General features: G+C 71.0%; 15 protein-coding genes. 5 read left to right on the forward strand and 10 right to left on the reverse strand.

The window, feature by feature from the left end; translation table 11 throughout:
- Window positions 1-115: 115 nt before the first annotated feature.
- Window positions 116-1,459 (reverse strand): UDP-glucose dehydrogenase family protein, encoded by a 1,344-nt coding sequence (locus tag ACIQRL_RS12780; protein WP_401330727.1) that lies wholly within the window; start codon window positions 1,457-1,459, stop codon window positions 116-118.
- 189 nt (window positions 1,460-1,648) lie between these two features.
- Between ACIQRL_RS12780 and ACIQRL_RS12785 the strand changes: the two genes are divergently transcribed.
- Window positions 1,649-2,806 (forward strand): acyl-CoA dehydrogenase, encoded by a 1,158-nt coding sequence (locus ACIQRL_RS12785; protein ID WP_401330730.1) that lies wholly within the window; start codon window positions 1,649-1,651, stop codon window positions 2,804-2,806.
- Window positions 2,807-2,967: 161 nt separating this feature from the next.
- On the opposite strand, the gene ACIQRL_RS12790 is transcribed toward ACIQRL_RS12785, so the two are convergent.
- Complete coding sequence (locus ACIQRL_RS12790) at window positions 2,968-4,308, reverse strand: LCP family protein (RefSeq protein ID WP_401330732.1); 1,341 nt, start codon at window positions 4,306-4,308, stop codon at window positions 2,968-2,970.
- Window positions 4,309-4,427: 119 nt separating this feature from the next.
- Here ACIQRL_RS12790 and ACIQRL_RS12795 point away from each other — a divergent pair, with 119 nt between their 5' ends.
- Window positions 4,428-4,976, forward strand: coding sequence for an acyl-CoA thioesterase (locus ACIQRL_RS12795; RefSeq protein ID WP_401330734.1), 549 nt, complete (start codon window positions 4,428-4,430; stop codon window positions 4,974-4,976).
- 123 nt (window positions 4,977-5,099) lie between these two features.
- Here ACIQRL_RS12795 and ACIQRL_RS12800 read toward each other — a convergent pair whose 3' ends face one another.
- Window positions 5,100-6,464 carry an LCP family protein gene (locus ACIQRL_RS12800; RefSeq protein WP_401330856.1) on the reverse strand — a complete coding sequence of 455 codons (1,365 nt, stop codon included), beginning with the start codon at window positions 6,462-6,464 and terminating at the stop codon, window positions 5,100-5,102.
- Window positions 6,465-6,778: 314 nt separating this feature from the next.
- On the opposite strand from ACIQRL_RS12800, the gene ACIQRL_RS12805 reads away from it, so the two are divergent.
- Window positions 6,779-7,810: a glycosyltransferase family 2 protein gene (locus tag ACIQRL_RS12805; protein ID WP_401330736.1), complete on the forward strand. Its 1,032-nt coding sequence runs from the start codon at window positions 6,779-6,781 to the stop codon at window positions 7,808-7,810.
- Between the two features lie 110 nt (window positions 7,811-7,920).
- Here the strand turns inward: ACIQRL_RS12805 and ACIQRL_RS12810 are convergent, their stop codons facing one another.
- From ACIQRL_RS12810 to ACIQRL_RS12825, 4 genes are all read right to left on the reverse strand, one after another.
- Complete coding sequence (locus ACIQRL_RS12810) at window positions 7,921-9,654, reverse strand: LCP family protein (RefSeq protein WP_401330738.1); 1,734 nt, start codon at window positions 9,652-9,654, stop codon at window positions 7,921-7,923.
- Window positions 9,655-9,775: 121 nt separating this feature from the next.
- Window positions 9,776-11,545, reverse strand: coding sequence for an LCP family protein (locus ACIQRL_RS12815; RefSeq protein ID WP_401330740.1), 1,770 nt, complete (start codon window positions 11,543-11,545; stop codon window positions 9,776-9,778).
- A gap of 248 nt (window positions 11,546-11,793) precedes the next feature.
- Window positions 11,794-13,068, reverse strand: a complete 1,275-nt coding sequence (locus ACIQRL_RS12820; RefSeq protein WP_401330742.1) for an LCP family protein — start codon at window positions 13,066-13,068, stop codon at window positions 11,794-11,796.
- Window positions 13,069-13,251: 183 nt separating this feature from the next.
- On the reverse strand, window positions 13,252-14,007 hold the full coding sequence (locus ACIQRL_RS12825; RefSeq protein WP_401330744.1) for a TIGR03089 family protein: 756 nt from the start codon (window positions 14,005-14,007) through the stop codon (window positions 13,252-13,254).
- 129 nt (window positions 14,008-14,136) lie between these two features.
- Here ACIQRL_RS12825 and ACIQRL_RS12830 point away from each other — a divergent pair, with 129 nt between their 5' ends.
- Entirely contained in the window at window positions 14,137-15,534 is a 1,398-nt protein-coding gene (locus ACIQRL_RS12830; protein ID WP_401330746.1) for a peptidoglycan recognition protein, read from the forward strand.
- Between the two features lie 187 nt (window positions 15,535-15,721).
- On the forward strand, window positions 15,722-16,804 hold the full coding sequence (locus ACIQRL_RS12835) for a sugar phosphate nucleotidyltransferase (protein WP_401330748.1): 1,083 nt from the start codon (window positions 15,722-15,724) through the stop codon (window positions 16,802-16,804).
- Between the two features lie 423 nt (window positions 16,805-17,227).
- On the opposite strand, the gene ACIQRL_RS12840 is transcribed toward ACIQRL_RS12835, so the two are convergent.
- The 3 genes from ACIQRL_RS12840 to cofD form a co-directional block, all read right to left on the reverse strand.
- Window positions 17,228-18,229 (reverse strand): DNA-3-methyladenine glycosylase family protein, encoded by a 1,002-nt coding sequence (locus ACIQRL_RS12840; protein WP_401330750.1) that lies wholly within the window; start codon window positions 18,227-18,229, stop codon window positions 17,228-17,230.
- 413 nt (window positions 18,230-18,642) lie between these two features.
- Entirely contained in the window at window positions 18,643-20,013 is a 1,371-nt protein-coding gene (locus tag ACIQRL_RS12845) for a coenzyme F420-0:L-glutamate ligase (RefSeq protein ID WP_401330858.1), read from the reverse strand.
- A gap of 5 nt (window positions 20,014-20,018) precedes the next feature.
- Window positions 20,019-21,002 (reverse strand): 2-phospho-L-lactate transferase, encoded by a 984-nt coding sequence (gene cofD, locus ACIQRL_RS12850; RefSeq protein ID WP_401330752.1) that lies wholly within the window; start codon window positions 21,000-21,002, stop codon window positions 20,019-20,021.
- Window positions 21,003-21,075: the final 73 nt, after the last annotated feature.

Raw genomic sequence — 21,075 nt, forward strand, 5'->3', positions numbered from 1 at the left:
GAAGTGGTGCAGAATGCAACCGACGCCGGTCCGGCCGACTGAGCCTCGGCCGGACCGGCGTCGTCCGCGACAGACCTCGGCCGGTGCCCCGACGGGCGCCGGCCGATGGCGTGGATCAGGCCGTGGGCCGCCCCATCGCCCGGTACGTCCAGCCGGCCCGGCGCCACGTCTCCGGGTCCAGCGCGTTCCGCCCGTCCAGCAGCACCCGGGACGTGGCCGCCTCGCCCAGCACCGCCGGGTCCAGCTCGCGGAACTCGCGCCACTCCGTCAGATGCAGGACGACATGGGCGCCCCGTACGGCCTCCACGGCGGAGTCGGCGTACCCGAGCGTCGGGAAGAGCCGCTTGGCGTTCGCCATGCCCTTCGGGTCGTAGACCGTGACCTGGCCGCCCTGGAGGTGGATCTGCCCGGCGACGTTCAGCGCCGGGGAGTCGCGTACGTCGTCGGAGTCGGGCTTGAAGGTCGCGCCGAGCACGGCGACCCGCTTGCCGAGAAAGGAACCGCCGCCGAGCGCCTCACGGGCCATCTCCACCATCTGGCCGCGGCGCCGCATGTTGATGGTGTCGACCTCGCGCAGGAAGGTCAGCGCCTGGTCCGCGCCCAGTTCACCGGCGCGTGCCATGAAGGCGCGGATGTCCTTGGGCAGACAGCCGCCGCCGAAGCCGATCCCGGCCCGCAGGAACTTCTTCCCGATCCGCTCGTCGTGCCCTATGGCCTCGGCCAGCTTGGCGACGTCACCGTCGGCGGCCTCGCAGACCTCGGCCATCGCGTTGATGAAGGAGATCTTGGTGGCGAGGAAGGAGTTGGCGGACGTCTTCACCAGCTCGGCGGTCGGGAAGTCGGTCACCACGAAGGGCGAACCGGCGGCGACCGGCGTCACGTAGACCTCGCGCAGCAGCTTCTCGGCGCGCTCGCTGCGCACGCCCACGACGATCCGGTCGGGGTGCAGCGTGTCGTTCACGGCGAAGCCCTCACGCAGGAACTCGGGGTTCCAGGCCAGCTCCGCGTCCTCGCCCGCGGGGGCGAGCTCGCCGAGCAGGGCGGCCAGCCGAGCCGCCGAGCCGACCGGCACGGTGGACTTGCCGACGACGAGGGCGGGACCGTGCAGATGCGGTGCCAGCGACTCGAAGGCCGCGTCGACGTACGACATGTCGCAGGCGTACTCGCCGTGCTTCTGGGGCGTGTTCACACAGACGAAGTGGACGTCGCCGAAGGCCCCGACCTCGGCCCAGTCCATGGTGAAGCGCAGTCGGCCGGTGGAGCCCTCGATCCCGGCCACGTGCTTGCGCAGCAGCTCTTCGAGACCGGGCTCGAACATCGGGACCTCGCCCCGCTGGAGCATCTCGATCTTCTCCGGCACCACATCGAGCCCGAGAACCTCGAAGCCGAGCTCGGCCATGGCCGCGGCGTGGGTGGCGCCGAGGTAGCCGGTGCCGATCACGGTGATCTTGAGGGCCATGGGTGCTCCTGAGGTGTGCGGCGTCGGTGCGCGCCTGAGCATAGTCGGGGCGTCGGGGAGCGCTTTCACGGGCAGTTTTACCCCTGTCGCCAAGCTCACGTATCCGTCTGGCGGGCAGGCACTTAAAATTTGTGTTACTTAACGGTAGTTAGCGCAGCCAGCACAGCATCACTTGGAGCGTGAGAGACCTTGGCCGGATCGGCTGATTTCGACCTGTACCGCCCGTCCGAGGAGCACGACATGCTCCGGGACGCGATCCGCTCGCTGGCCGAGGCGAAGATCGCGCCGTACGCCGCAGCGGTTGACGAGGAGGCCCGCTTCCCGCAGGAGGCGCTGGACGCCCTGGTCGCCAACGACCTGCACGCGGTGCACGTGCCCGAGGAGTACGGCGGCGCGGGCGCCGACGCCCTGGCGACGGTCATCGTGATCGAGGAGGTGGCCCGCGTCTGTGTGTCCTCCTCCCTGATCCCCGCGGTGAACAAGCTGGGCTCGCTGCCGGTGATCCTCTCCGGCTCCGAGGACCTGAAGAAGAAGTACCTGGGCCCGCTCGCCAAGGGCGACGGAATGTTCTCGTACTGCCTCTCCGAGCCGGACGCCGGTTCGGACGCGGCCGGCATGAAGACGAAGGCCGTGCGCGACGGAGACTTCTGGGTCCTGAACGGCGTCAAGCGCTGGATCACCAACGCGGGGGTCTCGGAGTACTACACGGTCATGGCGGTGACCGACCCGACGAAGCGCTCCAAGGGCATCAGCGCGTTCGTCGTCGAGAAGTCCGACGAGGGCGTGTCCTTCGGCGCGCCGGAGCGCAAGCTCGGCATCAAGGGCAGCCCGACCCGCGAGGTCTACCTCGACAACGTCCGCATCCCCGCCGACCGCATGATCGGCGAGGAGGGCACCGGCTTCGCGACCGCCATGAAGACGCTGGACCACACCCGCGTCACCATCGCGGCCCAGGCCCTCGGTGTCGCCCAGGGCGCCCTCGACTACGCCAAGGGCTACGTCAAGGAGCGCAAGCAGTTCGGCAAGCCGATCGCCGACTTCCAGGGCATCCAGTTCATGCTCGCCGACATGGCCATGAAGATCGAGGCCGCCCGCCAGCTCACGTACGCGGCCGCCGCCAAGTCGGAGCGCGGCGACAAGGACCTCACGTTCCAGGGCGCCGCCGCCAAGTGCTTCGCCTCGGACGTCGCCATGGAGGTCACCACGGACGCCGTCCAGCTCCTCGGCGGCTACGGCTACACCCGCGACTACCCGGTCGAGCGCATGATGCGCGACGCGAAGATCACCCAGATCTATGAGGGCACGAACCAGGTCCAGCGGATCGTGATGGCGCGCAACCTGCCGTAGCACGCGGCCTGTCGGCGGCGGATCGACAGCAGAGGGGAGAGGCACCGGAATGGTGCCTCTCCCCTTTCGCTGTTCCCGCCCCGGGTCTCACGGCCGGACCGGCGACCGGCGACCGCACGGAGCGGTGGCCCGATTCGCCGGCAACGGCGCGTGGAGGTGGGTCAGTTGCCCGACACCGTGACCGTCTCGTCGTTCTTGAGCTCGTTCACCAGCGTCTTCATCTTCGCCTTGTCCCAGACGAGGTTGCCGCCGACGGAACCGGATATCGGCATGTTCATGGACTTGCCGTCACCGCCGGTGACGCCCTTCATGGCCCAGAACATGTCGGCCAGGTCCCACAGGCTCATGTCCTTGTCGACGACCAGCGAGTCGAGGCCCGCGCCCATCGTCGGGTAGAGCTTGAAGGGGTTCAGGACCGTCGAGGGCGTAGCGACCTGGTGGGCCAGCGCGGACAGGAACTTCTGCTGGTTCTTGGTGCGCTGCAGGTCCGACGCGGCGAACGCGTGCCGGGTACGGACGAAGGCGAGGGCCTGCTCGCCGTTCAGCGTCTGCTTGCCCGCCTTGAAGTCGGCGCCGGAGTACTTGTCCTTGAAGCCCTGGTCGAGGGTCATGTCGACCCCGCCGACCGCGTCGACGATGCCCGCGAACCCGGCGAAGCCGATCTCCACGTAGTGGTCGATGTGCAGGCCGGTGTTGTACTCGATGGTCCTGACCAGGAGCGTGGGGCCGTCGAACGCGTAGGCCGCGTTCAGCTTGTTCTGGCCCAGCGGGCCCTTGATCTTGCCGGACTCGGAGCCCTGGAACTTCGGGATCGTGACGTTCGAGTCACGCGGCAGCGACAGCAGCGTCGAGCCGTTGCTCCCGGTGTGCAGGATCATCATCGAGTCGGTGCGCTTGCCCTCGGCGGAGCCGGTGTGCAGCTTCTTCTTGTCCGCGGCGGTCAGACCGGCGCGGCTGTCGGAACCGACGATCAGGTAGTTCGTGCCCTGGCCGGTCTCCGGCCGGTCTATGACCTTGGAGAGATCCACGTCACGGTGCAGCTTGGAGTCGGCCCAGAAGTACGTGCCTACGGAGACCACGACCAGTGCGGTGACCAGCGTGATCGCGGTCCACTTGATCCGGCGCCGCCAGTTCGGCGCGGGGCGCCGCGGGTACGCGCCGCCACCGCCCGGACCCTGCGGACCACCGGGCCCGTTGGGATTCCCGTACACATGGCCGCTGTTGTAGCCGGAGTCGTACCCGTTGTCGTAGCCCTGGCCGTTGTCGTAGCCCTGACCGTCGACGTACGAGGGCTGCCGGGGGACCCCGCCGCCGTACGGCGGAGCGTCCTGGCCCGGAGCGGGTGAGGCCGGCCCGCGGCGGACCTGTCGCATGACGCGGGCGCTCTCAGGCTGTGCGCCTGCGCTGCCGCGTCCATAGCGGTTGCCGCGGTTGTCGCCGGGCCACCCGCTTCCACCCTCGGACTCGCTCGGACGGGAGGTGCCCCCAGGCCAATCGTTCATGCGGACCAGTGTGCCGTTCTCCCGTAGGAGTCTTACAAGAGAGCCGGGAGATCTGGGTCACGCCTGTTGCAGAGCTGATGCAAAGCGACGGCCGTGCGCCCCGGCATAAGGTGGAGGACATGACAGACCAGGCTCCCAACCCGGAATCCGATATACCGGGCAAGCCGACCTCGGCGTCCCGGACCACCCTCAGCCACATCATGTCCCACAACGACACGAACCTTCTGGGTTCGGTGCACGGTGGAGTGATCATGAAGCTGGTCGACGACGCGGCGGGCGCGGTGGCCGGGCGGCACTCCGGAGGGCCCGCCGTCACCGCCTCGATGGACGAGATGGCCTTCCTGGAACCCGTCCGCGTGGGCGACCTGGTCCATGTGAAGGCCCAGGTCAACTGGACGGGACGTACCTCGATGGAGGTCGGTGTCCGGGTCCTCGCCGAGCGCTGGAACGAGTCCACGCCGGCCCAGCAGGTCGGCTCGGCCTATCTCGTCTTCGCCGCCGTCGACGCCGACGGCAAGCCCCGCCGGGTTCCGCCGGTCATCACCGAGACCGAGCGGGACGAGCGCCGCTACCAGGAGGCGCAGATCCGCCGCACCCACCGGCTGGCCCGCCGCCGCGCCATCTTGGAACTCCGCGAGAAGCGCGCCGCGGAAGGCCTCGACGACTAAGTCGCGTCCAGGTCTCGCCGACCGGGTCTCCACGCCCCACGCCCCACGCCCCACGCCCCACGCCCCACGCCCCGGGTCACGGACAGGCCGCTCGGTCTCCCGCGACGACGGGCACCGACGGGGTCACGGACAGAGCACCTGGTCTCCCGTCACCACCCCGAACTCCCCCTGATACGGGTCCTCCGCGCGTACCCGCGTGACCCGCTTGAAGTCCGTACCGGCGATCACCTTCAGCAGCGGGCCCTGCCCGGGGACCGCGAGCAGCTCGGAACCGGGCAGCGCGGCCGCGAGGGACTTCGCCGAGCGGTCCCAGCGGGGGTCGTACGCGACGACGGTGCGTCGGACCGTGCGGTCCTGAGCCGTGGCGGGCCGGCCCGTCGTCTTGAACCCGGTGGCGGCGAGCGCTCCGTCGACCCGCTGGCCGAGACCCGTCGTGGCGGTCCCGTTCTCGACCTGGACCCGGATCTGCTGCGGGGCCACCGCGACCCGGACGGTCCGGGGCCGCGGGGCCCGGGGCGTCGAGAGCGGCTTGTCGTCGCGCAGCGCCTCGAAGAGCTTCCTCGACTTCGCGTCGTCCCATTTCAGGGTCGAGCCGATGCCCTTGACGGCGTAGGCCATCTGTCCGATCGGCACGGTCGTGAACTCGGAGGAGGACGGGGAGAAGTTCCGCATCGCCCGGCCCAGATCGAGCAGTTCGTCCGTGCCGAAGCCCTTGTCGGCCCGTACCGAGCCGAGCACCGCCCGCGTCACGTCACGGAACTTCATGGGGTTCAGCAGCACCCCGGACGACGTGGCCTGTCCGACGAGCGCCGCCAGGAAGCGCTGCTGGCGCTTCATCCGGCCGAGGTCGGAGGAGCCGTCGGTGTGCCGGGACCGTACGTACTGAAGGGCCTGTCCGCCGCCCAGCAGATGCGAGCCGGCCGTCAGGTCGAGGCCGGTGTACCTGTCCTTCAGCGGCTGGGCGGTGCAGATGCGGACGCCGCCGAGCACGTCCACCGTCTTCATGAAGCTGGTGAAGTCGACCTCCAGGTAGTGGTCGATCTTCACGTGGGTCATGTTCTCGACGGTCCGCACGGTCAGGGTCGGGCCGCCCTCCGCGTACGCCGCGTTCAGCTTGAGGGGGTGGGCGCCGTGCCGTTCGCCGGTGACGGCGTCGGTGTGCGCGGGCGCCTCGGCGTAGGAGTCGCGCGGCAGGCTGACGATGCTGGCGCGCTCCCGGTCCTCCGAGATGTGCACGATCATGACCGTGTCGGTGCAGTGGCAGGGCGCGCCGCCGAGCCGGTACTTCCGCCGCTCCGCCTCGGTGATCTTCTCCCGGCCGTCGGTGCCGACCAGCAGCAGATTCATGCCGTGGCCGCCCTCGGGCCGGTTCTTCATGTCCTTGAACGGGTCGACCCGGGCGATGTCCGCGTCCAGGCTGCTCAGCACCGCGTGCCCGATGCCCGCCGAGGCGAGGACCACCACGGAGACCGTGGTCACCGCCCGCATGGCCCAGCGTGGCTTCTTGCGCCGTACGGGGCGTACGGGGCGCACGGGACGTCCGTCGGAGCGCCGGGTGGGGCGCTGTCCGGGAGACGGCCGCGGGGGGCGCTGTGGGCGGACGGGGGAGCGGGGCGGCGTGGGCAAGAGGGACACCTCCGCGAGGCTGGACGGGGGAGGGAAGCGTTCCGCGGGGCCGGACGGGGCCGCGTTCCGCTGGGCGTGGGGATCCGTGAGCACGGTAGGCCCATACGATCTGCGGCCCGGTCCTTACGCCGGGCGGCGCGCGACCGTGTCCCCCGTTCGCGGTAACGTGAGCTCCGATGAGCGAGAAGTCTGACGTGCGGTCTCCCGCCGTTTCTGTGATCATGCCCGTCCTCAACGAGGAGCGGCATCTGCGCGGGGCCGTCCAAGCGATCCTGGCGCAGCGGTACGACGGCGAGATGGAGGTGGTGATCGCCCTCGGCCCCTCTGCGGACCGGACGGACGAGATCGCCGCCGAACTCGTCCGTGAGGACCCGCGGGTCCACACCGTGCCGAACCCGACCGGCCGGACCCCCGCGGCGCTGAACGCCGCGATCAAGGCGTCCCGGCATCCCGTCGTCGTGCGCGTCGACGGGCACGGCATCCTCTCCCCGAACTACATCGCCACCGCCGTACGGCTCCTGGAGGAGACCGGCGCGCAGAACGTCGGCGGCATCATGCACGCCGAGGGCGAGAACGACTGGGAGCACGCCGTCGCCGCCGCCATGACGTCGAAGATCGGCGTGGGCAACGCGGCCTTCCACACGGGCGGCGAGGCGGGCCCGGCCGAGACCGTGTATCTCGGGGTGTTCCGGCGCGAGGCACTGGAGCGGCAGGGCGGTTACAACGAGGAGTTCATCCGCGCCCAGGACTGGGAGCTGAACTTCCGGATCCGGGAGGCGGGCGGGCTCATCTGGTTCTCGCCCGAGCTGAAGGTGTCCTACCGGCCGCGGCCGTCCGTCAGGGCGCTGGCCAAGCAGTACAAGGACTACGGCCGCTGGCGGCACGTCGTCGCCCGCTATCACGAGGGCTCCATCAACCTGCGCTACCTCGCACCGCCGACCGCCGTCGTCGCGATCGCGGCGGGCGTGGTCGTCGGCGCCGCGGTGACGCCCTGGGGCTTCGTCGTCCCGGCCGGCTATCTCGCGGCCATAGCGCTCGGCTCGCTGCCCGCGGGCAAGGGGCTGTCGGCGAAGGCCCGGCTCCAGATCCCCGTCGCCCTGGCCACGATGCACATGTCGTGGGGCTGGGGCTTCCTCACCAGCCCGAAGGCGCTGGCCAGGAAGGTCATCGCGTCCCGGCGCCCCGCGGTCCTCAGCAGTTCCGACTGAGCCCGCCCGGCTGCCTTTGAGGCCGCTTCCGGCCTCGACAGAAGCCGCCCGTACATGAGTTGGGCCCCTCTCGACTTCGAGAGGGGCCCAACCGCCGTTCGCCGCCGGGCCTACGACCAGGTGTAGTTCGGGTCGACGTGCATGCACTTGCCGGTCTTCAGCTCGTCGGACGACGGCGTCGAGTCGTCCGCCGCGGGTGCCGTGTACTTCGTGCCGTCCCGCCAGTCGGCTCCGACGACCAGCGTGACCCCGGAGACGTCCGCCGACTTCTGCACCGCGTGCGTCGGAATCCCGAGGGACTTGGCGACCCGCAGGGCGTCGCCCTCCAGATCGGCGCTCGGGTAGCGGATCAGCGTGGTCGCCTCGGCGGTCGCGGCCGACAGGTCGGCCCTCGACTGCGTGAAGCCCTTGCCGACGAGCAGTTCGGTCACCGCGCTCGCGCGTCCGGGCACCGGCGCCAGCGCGCTGGTGCGCGTGCCGTTCTGCACCTGCACCGCGATCTTGTCGTCCGCCGCGGCCGGATCCGACGTCGTCTTCTCGGCGGGGGTCTTCTTCTTGTCCTTGCCGTCCAGCGCGATGTCCTCGCGCAGCAGCCGCCAGACCTGGTCCGCGGCCGTCGCCTTGGGCAGCACCCGGTTCCCGTCGCTGGAGTACACCCACGGCATGGTCATCATGTTGATGCGCTTCGCCGGGACCTTCTTCAGCTCTTTGCTCAGGTCGTAGAGCTTGGTCACCGTGCCCAGGCTCTGGTCGACGGTCAGCGCGTTGGTGGCCGTCTCCGCGAGGCTCCGCAGCTTGCCCGGGTTGCTCAGGGTGGCGTTCTCGCGGAGCTGGGCCACCATCGAGTTCATGTACTGGTGCTGGGCCCTGGTCCGGCCTATGTCGCTGCCGTCCTCGAAGCCGTACCGCGTCCGCAGCCACTGCAGGGCCTGCTTGCCCTGGACGAACGTCGTGCCCGCCTTGAGCTTCAGCCCGGAGCCGTGACCGGTGGAGGTGTGCGAGTAGATGTTGGCGTCCACGCAGACGGGGACACCGCCGATCGCGTCGGCCATCGAGACCACACCCGCGAAGTCGACCATGATGAAGTGGTCGATGTGGATGTCGGTCAGCTTCTCCCAGGTGGCGACCGTGCAGCCGGGGCCGCCGCGGCCCAGCGAGTCGTTCGTCATCGTGAGCGACGTGCTCCCGGCGTACGTCTTGCCGGTCTTCGGGTCGGTGCAGTTGGGAATCTGCAGCAGCGTGTCGCGCGGCATGCTCACGACCGACATGTTGCTGCGGTCCGCCGACAGGTGCAGCAGCATCTGGACGTCCGCGCGGGCCGGTGTGTTGAACGTGTCCTTGGCGCCCCCGAGCTTCTGGTTCTCGGCGGAGTTCCGGGCGTCCGAACCGATCAGGAGAATGTTCAGCGGGGTCTGGCCCGCCGCGTTCGGTTTCGACTTGGCGGCGCGGTCCTTCGCGTCGCCGATGTTCAGGTCGTCCTTCTTGAGGTTGCTGTTCAGGTGCTGGTAGTAGAGATAACCGGCACCGGCGGTGCCGAGTATCAGGACCGCCAGAACCATCGCCGACCAGCGCAGTATTCGACGTCTGCGACGCGGGCGGCCCTCGTCCCCGTGGCGCCCTCCGTCTTTGCCCCCGCCGTGCCGGCCCTGCCCCTGGAGGCTGAGCGGCATGGTGTCGTCGGCCGGACGGACACCGTCACCGGCGCCACCGGGCCGGGCGCCTTCGTCGTCCGCGGTACGGACGGGCTCGCCGCCCTCCTCGTACATGCTGTCGTCCCAGCCCAGTTCGCCGGCTTGCGGGACACGAGGTCGTGCTCCCTCCCCACGCACACTGCTTTGCGCCATCTCTCAGCCTCTCCCCACCCAGCGCCTGACAAACGGGTCCGTCGCACGCCCGGGCCGGGACGCTTTCCCGCCCGGCCGGACGCTCCTCGCGTCCTGTAGGACGCTCGACGGACCCGTTAGGTCACTTCGCGCACACCGTTTTGTCCGCCGTGGACTTCTCCACGTCCGGCGCCTTCGCCGGAGCGCTCAAGGACACTCCCGCGCCCTTGAAGTCCTTGCCCAGGGTCAGCACGATCGCGGGCAGCCCCTGTGAGTTCTTCTCGCTCTTGCCGGGCTTCAACGCCGCACCGGACAGCCCCATCAGATCCGCCAACTTGCGTGCCTGGTCGGCCTGGTCGGGAGAGTACTCCAGGGTCGTCTTGCTGAGGGTTTCCGGAGCGTTACCCAACTGGCTGGACTTGAGCACGCCCTCAGTGTTCTGCAGCCAGTTAAGAGTTTCCTGTGCGGAGCCGGCCTGGGCGCCGCCGTTGTAGATGTCGACGCGGATGTCGGAGGCGGCGGAACGGGAGCCCTTGAGGCGGGCGGCCACCGCGGCCTTCTCCTTCTTCTCCTTGGCCTTCACCGCGCTGAAGGAGACGTCGTTCCGGATCGCGTCGAAGACCGGCTGGGCCACTCCCGGCTTGACCACGACCGTGGCGTGGACCTTCTCGGCGGGATTGTCTATCACCGGGACCGTGGTGAAGGTGATGTTCTTCGGCGGCACCTTCTTCAGCTCCAGGGCCATGTCCTTGAGCGTGCTGACGCTGCCGATGCCGGTGTCCACGGTCAGCGCCTTGGTGGCCGCCTCGGCCAGCGTGATCAGCTTGGCGGGGTTGGTGAGCGTGTCGCTCGAACTCATCTTGCGCATCAGGGAGCCGATGAACTGCTGCTGCACCTTGATGCGGTCGAGGTCGCCCGCGTTGCCGAAGCTGTGCCGGGTGCGGACGAAGGCGAGGGCCTGCTCGCCCTCGATGACGTGCTTGCCGGCGGAGAGCTTGAGGTGCGAGTTGGAGTCGTCGACGTTCTTGGCGAGACAGACCTCGACACCGCCCACCGCGCTGGTCAGCGTCTTCACCGCGTTGAAGTCGGCCATCATGAAGTGGTCGACCGTGATGCCGGTGACCGCTTTGACGGTGTCCATCGTGCAGCCCGGGTTCCGGCCGTCCTGGCCGAGACTCGTGTTGAAGCGGACGTTGTCCGTGCCCGGAATGATCTTCTCGGTGCCGTCCGGCTGCTTCGACTTGCAGTCGGGGATGTCGACGATGAGGTCGCGAGGAATGCTCATCGCGGTCGCGTTCGTCCGGTCCTTGGAGACGTGCAGCAGGATGTTCGTGTCGGCGTGCCCGACGCTGCCCTTGTCGCCATAACCCGTGTTGCCCGCACCGGTGCGCTTGTCGGTGCCGATGATGAGCAGGTTGAAGGCCTCGTCCTTGCTGAAGCCGCTCTTGCCCGAGCTGCCGACGTCCGTCGTCTGGACGTTGCCCTCGAGGTGCTTGAGATAGGCGTAGGCGGCGGCCGAGACAGCCACCAGGACCAGCGCCATGATGCCGCCGGTCCAGAGCAGTATCTTCTTCGCCTTCGATTTCTTGGGCGGTTTGTTGCGCCCGCGCCGGCGCCCCGGAAGGGGTTCCGGCGGCTCACCGCGCCGACGGCGCGGCCCCGGCACATCGGTGCCCGGTGCGTCACGTTCCCGTCCCGGTGCGTCACGTTCCCGGCCCGGCGCCGCGCGATCCCTGCCCGGAGCGCTTCGGGTGCGCGCCGCGGCGGAGGGTGTACCCCTCCGCGGTCGCGGCACTCCCGACTGCGCTCCGGAAGGGGTCAGTCGCAGTTCGTATTCACCGGTGTTCGGGTTGAGCACCCACTGGTCTGCGGGGTCGATGTTGTCCGCCCGCCCACGGCCTTGCGCGTCCACGGTTGTCTGAATCCTCCGTCGGGGCCACGCGGCGCCCTTTCCCCCTCAAAAAGGCGCTCGGGTCTCGGTCAAGCAGTGCGCGACCCCCAGGAAGAACCTCGTGGCCGGGTGCACCGGGATCGCTCACACTATCCGCCCGGTTCAGCGTCGAGCGACGACCGTGACAAATTCAACTTCCCTACAACCGGGCAATCCGCCCCATATTCAGAGAGTTCTTAGCTCAGCTGTTCCCCACCTTGGCGCGTGCTTTACCCGCAAGCGTCCTGAGCCGCCGTGTTACCCCGGAAAGTCGGTACCGGCCGGGGTGTCGCGGTGAGGCCGGTAACCCCTATTGCCATCGACATTCCGTCGCGGGACGACTCCTCTTCGTAGTCGCGGAAGGCGTTGCGGTACAGACTTACGGAATGCGGGGATTGGCCCTGGGCCGGCCGCTGGGGCGGTTCCTTCGCGACGGCCACCGGCCGGTCCGCGCGCAGTCGCGCGAAGAGCCGGGCCGCCTCGGGCTCCACGAGCTGATCGCGATTGGCGTCGAGGACGTAGGACGTCCGCGGGACCGTCAGGAACTGCATGCTCTGTGGGGGAACGTCACGCAGTCCGCGCACCAGGTCGTACAGACCGCGCAGGCTCGCGAGCCCCGGGTCGGTGGTCAGTGACGAGGTGGCCGCGTCCAGGACCGGGTACAGCTTCGCCGGGTTGAGCAGGACGTCGTCGCTGCGCACCTTGTTGACCAGCGCGCCGAGGAACTTCTGCTGGCGGTCCATGCGGTCGGTGTCGCTGCCGTTGCCGATGCTCTTGCGGGCGCGGACGTAGCCGAGCGCCTGCTCGCCGTTGAGTACGACCCTGCCCGCGGGCAGCCTCAGCTTCGCCGCCTTGTCGTCGATCGGCTTCCTCAGGCACACCTCGACGCCGTCCACCGCGTCGACCATGTCCTTGAAGCCATGGAAGTCCACCACCATGTGATGGTCGACACGGATGTTCGTGAGTTTCTCGACGGTGCGGATCGTGCAGGCCGAACCGCCCACCTGGAAGGCGTAGTTGAACATCGCGAACATGGGCTCGGTACGGGTGCCGTCCGGGCGCCGGCAGCCCGGCACGTCCACCATCAGGTCGCGGGGCAGCGACATGGCGGTCGCGCTGTGCCGGTTCGCCGAGAGGTGCAGCAGGATCGTGGTGTCGGACCGTTCCGTCCCGGAGTCGCGGCCGTACTTCTTGTTCCCGGATCCCGCGCGCGAGTCCGAGCCGATCAGCAGGATGTTCTGCGCGTCGCGCACCAGCGCGGTGGGCCGCTCCCTCTCGTACCGGGCGAGCTCGGCGGCCGCGTCGTTGTCGGCCTTGATGTTCCCGTTCAGCTTCTCGTACGCGGCCCAGCCGACCCCCACGGCGCCGAGGACCACCACGGCCACCCCGGTGGCCGTGTAGCGCAGCCAGCGCCGCCTCCGTCGTACGCTCCCGGCCCCGGTGGGCGACGCTCCCGGCCCCGGCCCCTCCGGGCGTCCGGAGGGGGTGCCCGCGGTGTCGCTCACCTGCGAACCACCACCCCTCACGGTGTACGAGCATGTCCGGCTGCTCCTACGACCATGTCCCGGAGCGGCCGGTGAGGGGGGCCGGTGATGGGCCGAACGGGGGACGGGCCCGGCACGGGCGGCGCCCCCGGCGGGCCTCCGTCCGGGCGATGCTCCCCGTGGGACCCGCCGGGGCGACGGCTCTCAGCGGGCCGTCGCGGTCACCCGCTCGCTCTCGATCCGGCGGGCGAGCGAGTCGTCGCCCGCCTGGTCGAGATTGCGGCACAGCACCACGGACCCGCCGGTGGCGAGCGGCGCGTACAGCCCCGCGGCCAGGCCCTCCCAGGTGTCGTACGGGAGTGCCGACAGGATGCGTGAACCGGGTCCGGTCAGATCCAGCGCGGGGGCATCGGTGCGGGCCTGCTCCACGACCTCGGCGCCGGTGTACGCGGCCCCGGCGACGATCAGCGCCCGCTCCTCGGGATCGACCGGCGCGTACGGCGCGAACCGGTCGCCCTGGCTCGGCACCTCCACGGCGTAGTCGGCGTATCCCGCGGGCGGCGTCGGGAAGCGGCGGCCGAGCGGCGCGAGCGAGAGGGCGATGCGCTCACCGGAACAGGCGAGCCCGGCCTCGAAGTGCCCGGGGCCCGCGACGACGTGGTCGGCGGCGGCCGGGTCGCCCCCGACATCCGCGACGACGCCCACCGAGGAACAGGCGAGCAGCCACACCGCGGTCTGCCAGTGCGCGGGCAGCAGCAGCGCGACCCGCTCGCCGGGCTCGGCGGACAGCTCTCCCTGGAGCAGGTTGGCGGTCTTGGCCACCCAATTGGCGAAGGTGGCCACGGACAGTTCGACCCGTTCGCCCGTCGCGTCGTCGTAGAAGGTCACCAGAGGACGCGCCGGGTCCTCGGAGAGCGCGGATCGCAGCAGGTCGGCGGGGGTGCGGTCGGTGGCTTTCACGCGCGCAAGCGTACGCGGGGGCGCCGCGCGGCACGGACCGAGCGCGCCACCGGTTCGGCGGAGCGCGTCCCGACGGTCCGTCAATTCCGCGATGGACAGATATGTATGACTATGTCCAGGATCAGGAGCATGCGTGGATTCCTTGCTTCCTCGGTCGGCGTCACCTGCGCGGCCGCTCTCGCCCTTCCGCTCGTCCTGCCCGCCTCCCCGGCACAGGCCGGGCCGTCGGCGGTGACATCCGAGGCCGCCGCTCCCGGCAGCACCCAGTCCCTGCCCCTCGTCCCGCTCTCCGGTGACCGGGTCCTCGGTCCGGCCGCACCGGAACAGGGCCTCGCCCGCCGGAACGTACGGCCGTTCTCCCTGGTCGGCGTCGTCTGGGACGACCCGAACAGGGAGCTCGACGGCCGTGTCCAGGTCCGCACCCGAACGGCCGGTACCGGCCGCTGGTCGGGTTGGCAGGACGTCGAGACCCACAACGACGAGCACGCCGCCGACCCGGACACCCCCGAGGGCGCCTCGCGCCGGGTGCACGGCTCCACCGCCCCCCTGTGGGTGGGCGACTCGGACGGCGTCGAAGTCCGCGTCGCCGCGGCGCGGGCCGCGAGGGAGGCCGCGGACAGTCCGCGGGAGGGCCTGCGGGAGAGCCCGGGGGAGGAACCCGTGGCCGCCCCGGCGGACTCCCGGCTGCCCGGCGGCCTGCGTCTCGAACTGGTCGACCCCGGCGGGGATCCCCCACGCCCGGACGCCCGGACGGCCGGACGGGCCGGGGGCGCGCCCGCGGGAGTGCGCGCGAAGGGCGTGCGCCCAGGCGCGTCGGGCGGTGGCATGGGCGCGGGCGCCACCGAGATCGCCGCGCTCTCCCGGGAGGAGACCGAGCGGACGTACTTCCCCGACGGCATGGCCGAGCGGCGCGCGACGCCGTACATCGGCCCGCGCCCGCGCATCGTCACGCGCCGTGGCTGGGGCGCGAACGAGAACCTGCGCGAACGCGGCTTCGTCTACACGAAGTCGGTCAAGGCGGCCTTCGTGCACCACACGGCGTCGGGCAACAAGTACAGCTGTTCGCAGGTTCCTTCGATCATCCGCAGTATCTACCGCTACCACGTGGTGAGCAGCGGCTGGCGCGACATCGGCTACAACTTCCTCGTCGACAAGTGCGGAAACATCTACGAAGGCCGGGCCGGAGGCGTCGCGAAGGCGGTCATGGGCGCCCACACCCGCGGGTTCAACACGAACAGCATGGGGATCGCCGTGATCGGCAGTTTCGGCAGCACGAAGCCGACCGAGGCCGCGCTCAAGGCCATCGCCCGGCTCACGGCATGGAAACTCGGCCTCTACGACGCCGATCCGCGTGGCAAGACATACCTGAAGTCGGCCGGTGGCAATCTCTACCGAAAGGGAAAGAACGTACGACTGAATGTGATCTCCGGCCATCGGGACGGGTTCGCCACGGAGTGCCCCGGAAGGCTCCTCTACGGCAAGCTCGGCTCGGCCCGGACGACGGCGGCTCTCTACCAGGGCCGGTAGTCAGGACCCGGAACCGGCCCGGCGGAAACGGTTCGGCCGGGCCGGCTCCGGCAGAGATCACCTGAAGTCGCGACAGAGGCCCGTCGACGGACACCGCACGGCCATCGAAGGCGCCATCGAACGGTCTGCATACACTGGCTGGCCGAAAGACAGTTCGGCCGGTCCCGGCAGGAAGCAGAGACGACAGGTGACAGAAGCGATCCTCCTGGTCGGCGGCAGAGGCACCCGGCTGCGCCCTCTCACGGTGCACACGCCCAAGCCGATGGTTCCGGCGGCCGGGGTCCCCTTCCTCACGCACCAGCTGGCGCGGGCGCGCGCGGCGGGCGTCGAGCACATCGTGCTGGCGACCTCCTACCTCGCCGAGGTCTTCGAGCCGTACTTCGGTGACGGTTCCTCACTGGGCCTCCACATCGAGTACGTCACCGAGGACGAGCCGCTCGGCACGGGCGGCGCCATCCGCAACGTGGCGTCCCGGCTGCACTCGGGCCCCGACGACCCGGTCCTGATCTTCAACGGTGACATCCTCACCGGCCTGGACATCCCGGCCCTGGTGGCGACCCACGAGACGACGGGCGCCGACGTCTCCCTCCACCTCACCCGGGTGGAGGACCCGCGCGCCTTCGGCCTGGTGCCCACCGACGCCACCGGGCGCGTCACGGCCTTCCTCGAAAAGCCGCAGACCCCCGAGGAGATCGTCACCGACCAGATCAACGCGGGGGCGTACGTCTTCCGCCGTTCGGTCATCGACACGATCCCCGAGGGCCGCCCGGTCTCGGTCGAGCGCGAGACCTTCCCGGAGCTCCTGGCCACCGGCGCCCACCTCCAGGGCATGGTGGACTCCACCTACTGGCTGGACCTGGGCACCCCGCAGGCGTTCGTCCGCGGCTCAGCCGACCTGGTGCTCGGCCGCGCCCCGTCCCCGGCCGTCCCCGGCCGCTGCGGCGACCGTCTGGTCCTGCCCACGGCCACGGTGGCCCCCGACGCCAAGCTCACCGGCGGCACGGTGGTCGGCGAGGGCGCCCGCATCGGCGAGGGCGCCCGGATCGCCGGCAGCACCGTCCTGGCCGGCGCCGTCGTCGAACCCGGAGCCGTCATCACCGACTCCTTCATCGGCGTCGGCGCCCGCATCGGCGAACGCACCCTCCTCACCGGCACGGTCATCGGCGACGGCGCGGTCGTCGGCCCCGACAACGAACTCCGCGAGGGAGTCCGCGTCTGGTGCGACGCCCGCATCCCGGCCGCCACCCTGCGCTTCTCGTCGGACCAGTAGAGAACCTGCGCGGGAACCCCGGGGGCCGATTCCCGGTTCCAACACCTGCGCAAGCCCCCGGAGGGGCCGGAACCAGGTTCCGGCCCCTCCGGCCCCTCCGGCCCCTCCGGCGCGCTTCCAGCCCCTCCGGGAACTTCGTCATGTGCCGCGTACTTCTCGGCCGCGGGGCAATTTTCAGCCCCTCCGGCGTTCGAGGAGCGGGGTCTGGGGCGGAGCCCCAGGTACGGGAAGGGCAGGGGCGGAGGGGGCGAAAACCTGCCGGACGGAGGAGGACGCGAGCCGCGGGCGCCCACACGCGGAAGCCACACTTGCCCGGAGCCGGGCGGAACACGGACCCGGAAGCCGGAAGCCGGGAGTCGAGAACCGGGGGCGGGGCGCCGAGCGCCGGGGACGGCAGGCGGAGACGGCGGACGCCGGGGCCGCCTACAGCCGCCCGATGTCCCCGCGGGGCATCTTCGGCGTGCGCCGCGGCGGCGTACGCCCGGCCAGCAGGATCAGCCGAGCGGCCCGATGCCGCTGCCCGGCATAGGGCTCCAGCAACTCCAGCATGACGGAGTCGTCCGCGTCCCGGTCCCCCGCCAGCGCGTACCCGACGATCCCCGGCAGATGCAGATCCCCCACGGTCACGGCATCCGCCGCGCCATGACTGCGCTGGACGACTTCCGCGGACGTCCACGGCCCGACCCCGGACACCAACTCCAGCCGCCGCTGCGCCTGTTCGGGACCGAACCCGACGGCTTCCTCCAGCCGCGCGGCGACCCGCACGGCCCGCAGGATCGTGGAGGCCCGCTTGTCGTCGACCCCGGCCCGGTGCCACTCCCAGGACGGGATCAGGGCCCACGTCCGTGACGCCGGCATGACGTACATCCGCTCGGGCGCGGGTCCCGGCGCGGGCTCGCCGAACTTCCGGACGAGCAACCGCCAGGCCCGGTACGCCTCGTCGGTGGTGACCTTCTGCTCCAGGACGGACGGGATCAGGGACTCCATCACGAGCCCGGTCCGCACCAGGCGCAGGCCGGGCCGCCGGTGCCGGGCGAGCGCGACGAGCCGGTGCCGTGGCTCGAAGGCGTCGGGATCGTCTCCGGCGCCGAGCAGGTCGGGGAGCCGGTCGAGCAGCCACTCGGCCCCCGGCCCCCAGGCCTCGCCCCTGACCACTCCGCCCCGCGGAGCGACCCGTAGGGTCCCGGGCCCGGCGGGCGTACGGCTGGTCCGCCACACGGAGCCGTCGGGTGTGGTCCGGAACGTCGGATCGCCCGGTCCGCGGCGCAGGGGTCCGAGTACGAGCCCGAGATCGAGGGGCCCGTCGGGCGTCCAGGTACGAGCGCGTCCGGGCTCGGCCGTCTGGCGGGGCAGTCCACCCGGCACCACGACATGGCCGCCGCGCACGGTCGTACGGGTCGGCCGGGGAGCGAAACGTCCAGACACGAATGAGGTCCTAGGGATACTCGGGGCGTCCTACGAGAGTAGGCGCTCCCCCCTGGCCGAAGGCACCCCACACCTCACCGAACCCCACCATGCGGCCCGGACCGCCACCCCGACCGACCAGCGCCCCGCGCCGAACGCACCAGACTGGCGCCCGCGACCGACCGATCGAGCGGGCCACCTTCCAAACGGATCAGCGAACCTCACCACGGCGGTCCGGACCTGCGCCCTGACCGACCAGCGCCCCACGCCGAACGCACCACACCGGCGCCCCCGACCGAACAGCGAACCTCACCGCACGGTCCGGACCTGCGCCCCCGACCGGTCGGCGAACCACGCCGACCGGCCCGGGGCGGCGCCCCCGGACCTGTCAGCGCACGGCGCCGAACGTTCCGGACCCTTCGGCGAGGGACCGATCAGCGGACCTCGACGAAGTCGGCCGCGTCCCGCTGCGGCCGGGTCCTCGGCTCCTCCGCCGCGTGGCCGACGGCCACGGCCCCCATCGGGTCCCAGTTCTCCGGCAGCTCCAGCACCTCGCGGACGACATCCCGGCAGAACATCGTCGACGACACCCACGCGGAGCCCAGCCGCTCCCCGGCCAGCGCGACCAGGAAGTTCTGCACGCCCGCCCCGGTGGCGACCACGAACATCTCGCGCTCGGCGCCGTCCCGCCGTACGTCCCCGTACGTGTGTGACCCGTCCATGACCAGGCACGGCACCACGAGATACGGCGCCCCGCGCAGCACGTCACCCCGGCGGACCCGCTTGGCGATGGACTCCTCGCTCTTCCCGTCGCCCCGCAGATCCGCGATCCACGCGTCCCGCATGGCGTCGAGCAGCCGTGTCCGCGACGCGGCGGACTCCAGCAGCACGAACCGCCAGGGCGTGGTGTGGTGCGGCGCGGGGGCGGTCACCGCCGCGGCGACCGCACGGCGTACGGCACCGGGGTCGACGGGCTCGCCGGTGAAGGCCCGTACGGTACGCCGCTGGGTGACCGCCTCCCGGACGGCTTCCGAGGTGCCGAGCCGGAACATGTCGTCACGGGCGTCGCGCACCATGGCCCGCGCCCCCGTGCCGTCCCCCTCGGTCACCAGGTGCGCGAGCCCGCGCACGACGGCGACGGGGAGCCCGGAGGCCTTGCCCTTGACCAGGTCACCGGCGGCGGCGAGCTCGTCCGCCGTGGCGACGACGGTCGCGCTGAGCGGATTGCCGTGCGTGTCGGTGCCGCCCCGCAGATCGTCGAGCACATGGACGCCCGCGGCGCCGATGGCGACATCGGTGAGCCCGGTGCGCCAGGGCCGCCCGAAGGTGTCCGTGATCACGACGCCGACGTCGACGCCGAGGGTGTCACGCAGTCCCGCGCGGATCGCGTACGCGGAGGCGTCGGGGTCCTCGGGCAGCAACAGCACTGTCCCGGCAGGGGTGTTGGAGGCGTCGACCCCGGCGGCGGCCATCACGAGCCCCTGCCGGTTCTCGACGATCCGCAGCGGGCCGCGCCGCGCCACGACCCGGACGGTCTCGGCGTCGATGGCGGCCTCGCGGTCGGTGGCCTCGACCGTCCGGCCCTCGGCCTTCGACACGATCTTGGACGTGACGAGGAGTACGTCCCCGTCGACGAGACCGGGCTCGGCGGCCGCGATGAGCTTCGCCAGGTCGTCCCCCTGACGCACCTCGGGAAGTCCGCCCAGCGCCCAGACCCGGTAGCCCGCGTCGGCGGGCCGTCCCGGGTCTTCCCCGCCGGTGTGCCGTCCCGCGCGCTCCGCGTCGCCGGACACCGCCGCGTCCATGGAGTTCATGACGTCCGTACCTCCTCCGCCAGCGTCAGCGCCTCACGCGCCATCCGCGCCGTGGCGTCGAGGTCGGACATCATCAGCGGTACGGCCCGGCAGCGGATGCCGGCCTCCTCGACGCGCTCCACGGCGGAGGCGTCCACCGTGTCGACGAGCCAGCCGTCGAGGAGCCCCGAGCCGTAGTGCTCGGCGACCGCGGCGGCGGTGGACTCGACGCCCACCGCGGCCAGCACCTTGTCGGCCATGCCCCGCACGGGCGCGTCGCCGACGATGGGGGAGAGGCCGACGACCGGGACGCCCGCCTCGGCGATGGCCTCCCGGATGCCGGGCACGGCGAGGATGGTGCCGACGGAGACCACGGGGTTGGACGGCGGGAAGAGGATGACGTCCGCCTCGGCGATGGCTTCGAGCACCCCGGGAGCGGGCTTCGCCTGCTCGGCGCCGACCGGCACGATCGCCTCGGCCGGCACGGAGGCCCGCAGCCGGACCCAGTACTCCTGGAAATGGATCACCTTGCGCTCGCCCGCCGCCCCGGCCGGGTCGCCTTCCGGCAGCGTGACGGCGACATGGGTCTCGACCCGGTCGTCGGACATGGGGATGAGGCGCACGCCCGGCTTCCACCGGTCGCACAGGGCTTCCGTGACGGCGCTGAGCGGATAGCCCGCGCCCAGCATCTGTGTCCGCACGATGTGCGTCGCGAAGTCGCGGTCGCCGAGCCCGAACCACTCGGGCCCGACCCCGTAGGCCGCGAGCTCCTCCTTCAGGTGGAAGGTCTCGTCGGCCCGCCCCCAGCCCTGCTCCTCGTTGATGCCGCCGCCGAGCGTGTACATCACCGTGTCGAGGTCCGGGCAGACCTTCAGCCCGAAGAGATGGATGTCGTCGCCGGTGTTGCCGATGACCGTAATGTCCGCGTCCGGCACGGCCCGCTGGAGACCACGCAGGAACCGGGCACCACCGATACCGCCTGCCAGAACCACAATGCGCATGGGGTTCAGTCTCGCAGGCGGGTACGACAACGCGTCAGCCGGTTACGAGACCTCGGCGACGTCGGGCCCGTGG

Source organism: Streptomyces sp. NPDC091209, from assembly GCF_044757755.1.
Classification (GTDB): Bacteria; Actinomycetota; Actinomycetes; order Streptomycetales; family Streptomycetaceae; genus Streptomyces.

Coding starts and splice junctions, on each gene's coding strand:
- ACIQRL_RS12810 (WP_401330738.1), bottom strand. CDS start 9,654: ATGGCGCAAAGCAGTGTGCGTGGGGAGGGAGCACGACCTCGTGTCCCG.
- ACIQRL_RS12805 (WP_401330736.1), top strand. CDS start 6,779: ATGAGCGAGAAGTCTGACGTGCGGTCTCCCGCCGTTTCTGTGATCATG.
- ACIQRL_RS12830 (WP_401330746.1), top strand. CDS start 14,137: ATGCGTGGATTCCTTGCTTCCTCGGTCGGCGTCACCTGCGCGGCCGCT.
- cofD (WP_401330752.1), bottom strand. CDS start 21,002: ATGCGCATTGTGGTTCTGGCAGGCGGTATCGGTGGTGCCCGGTTCCTG.
- ACIQRL_RS12845 (WP_401330858.1), bottom strand. CDS start 20,013: ATGGACGCGGCGGTGTCCGGCGACGCGGAGCGCGCGGGACGGCACACC.
- ACIQRL_RS12780 (WP_401330727.1), bottom strand. CDS start 1,459: ATGGCCCTCAAGATCACCGTGATCGGCACCGGCTACCTCGGCGCCACC.
- ACIQRL_RS12790 (WP_401330732.1), bottom strand. CDS start 4,308: ATGAACGATTGGCCTGGGGGCACCTCCCGTCCGAGCGAGTCCGAGGGT.
- ACIQRL_RS12795 (WP_401330734.1), top strand. CDS start 4,428: ATGACAGACCAGGCTCCCAACCCGGAATCCGATATACCGGGCAAGCCG.
- ACIQRL_RS12800 (WP_401330856.1), bottom strand. CDS start 6,464: ATGCGGGCGGTGACCACGGTCTCCGTGGTGGTCCTCGCCTCGGCGGGC.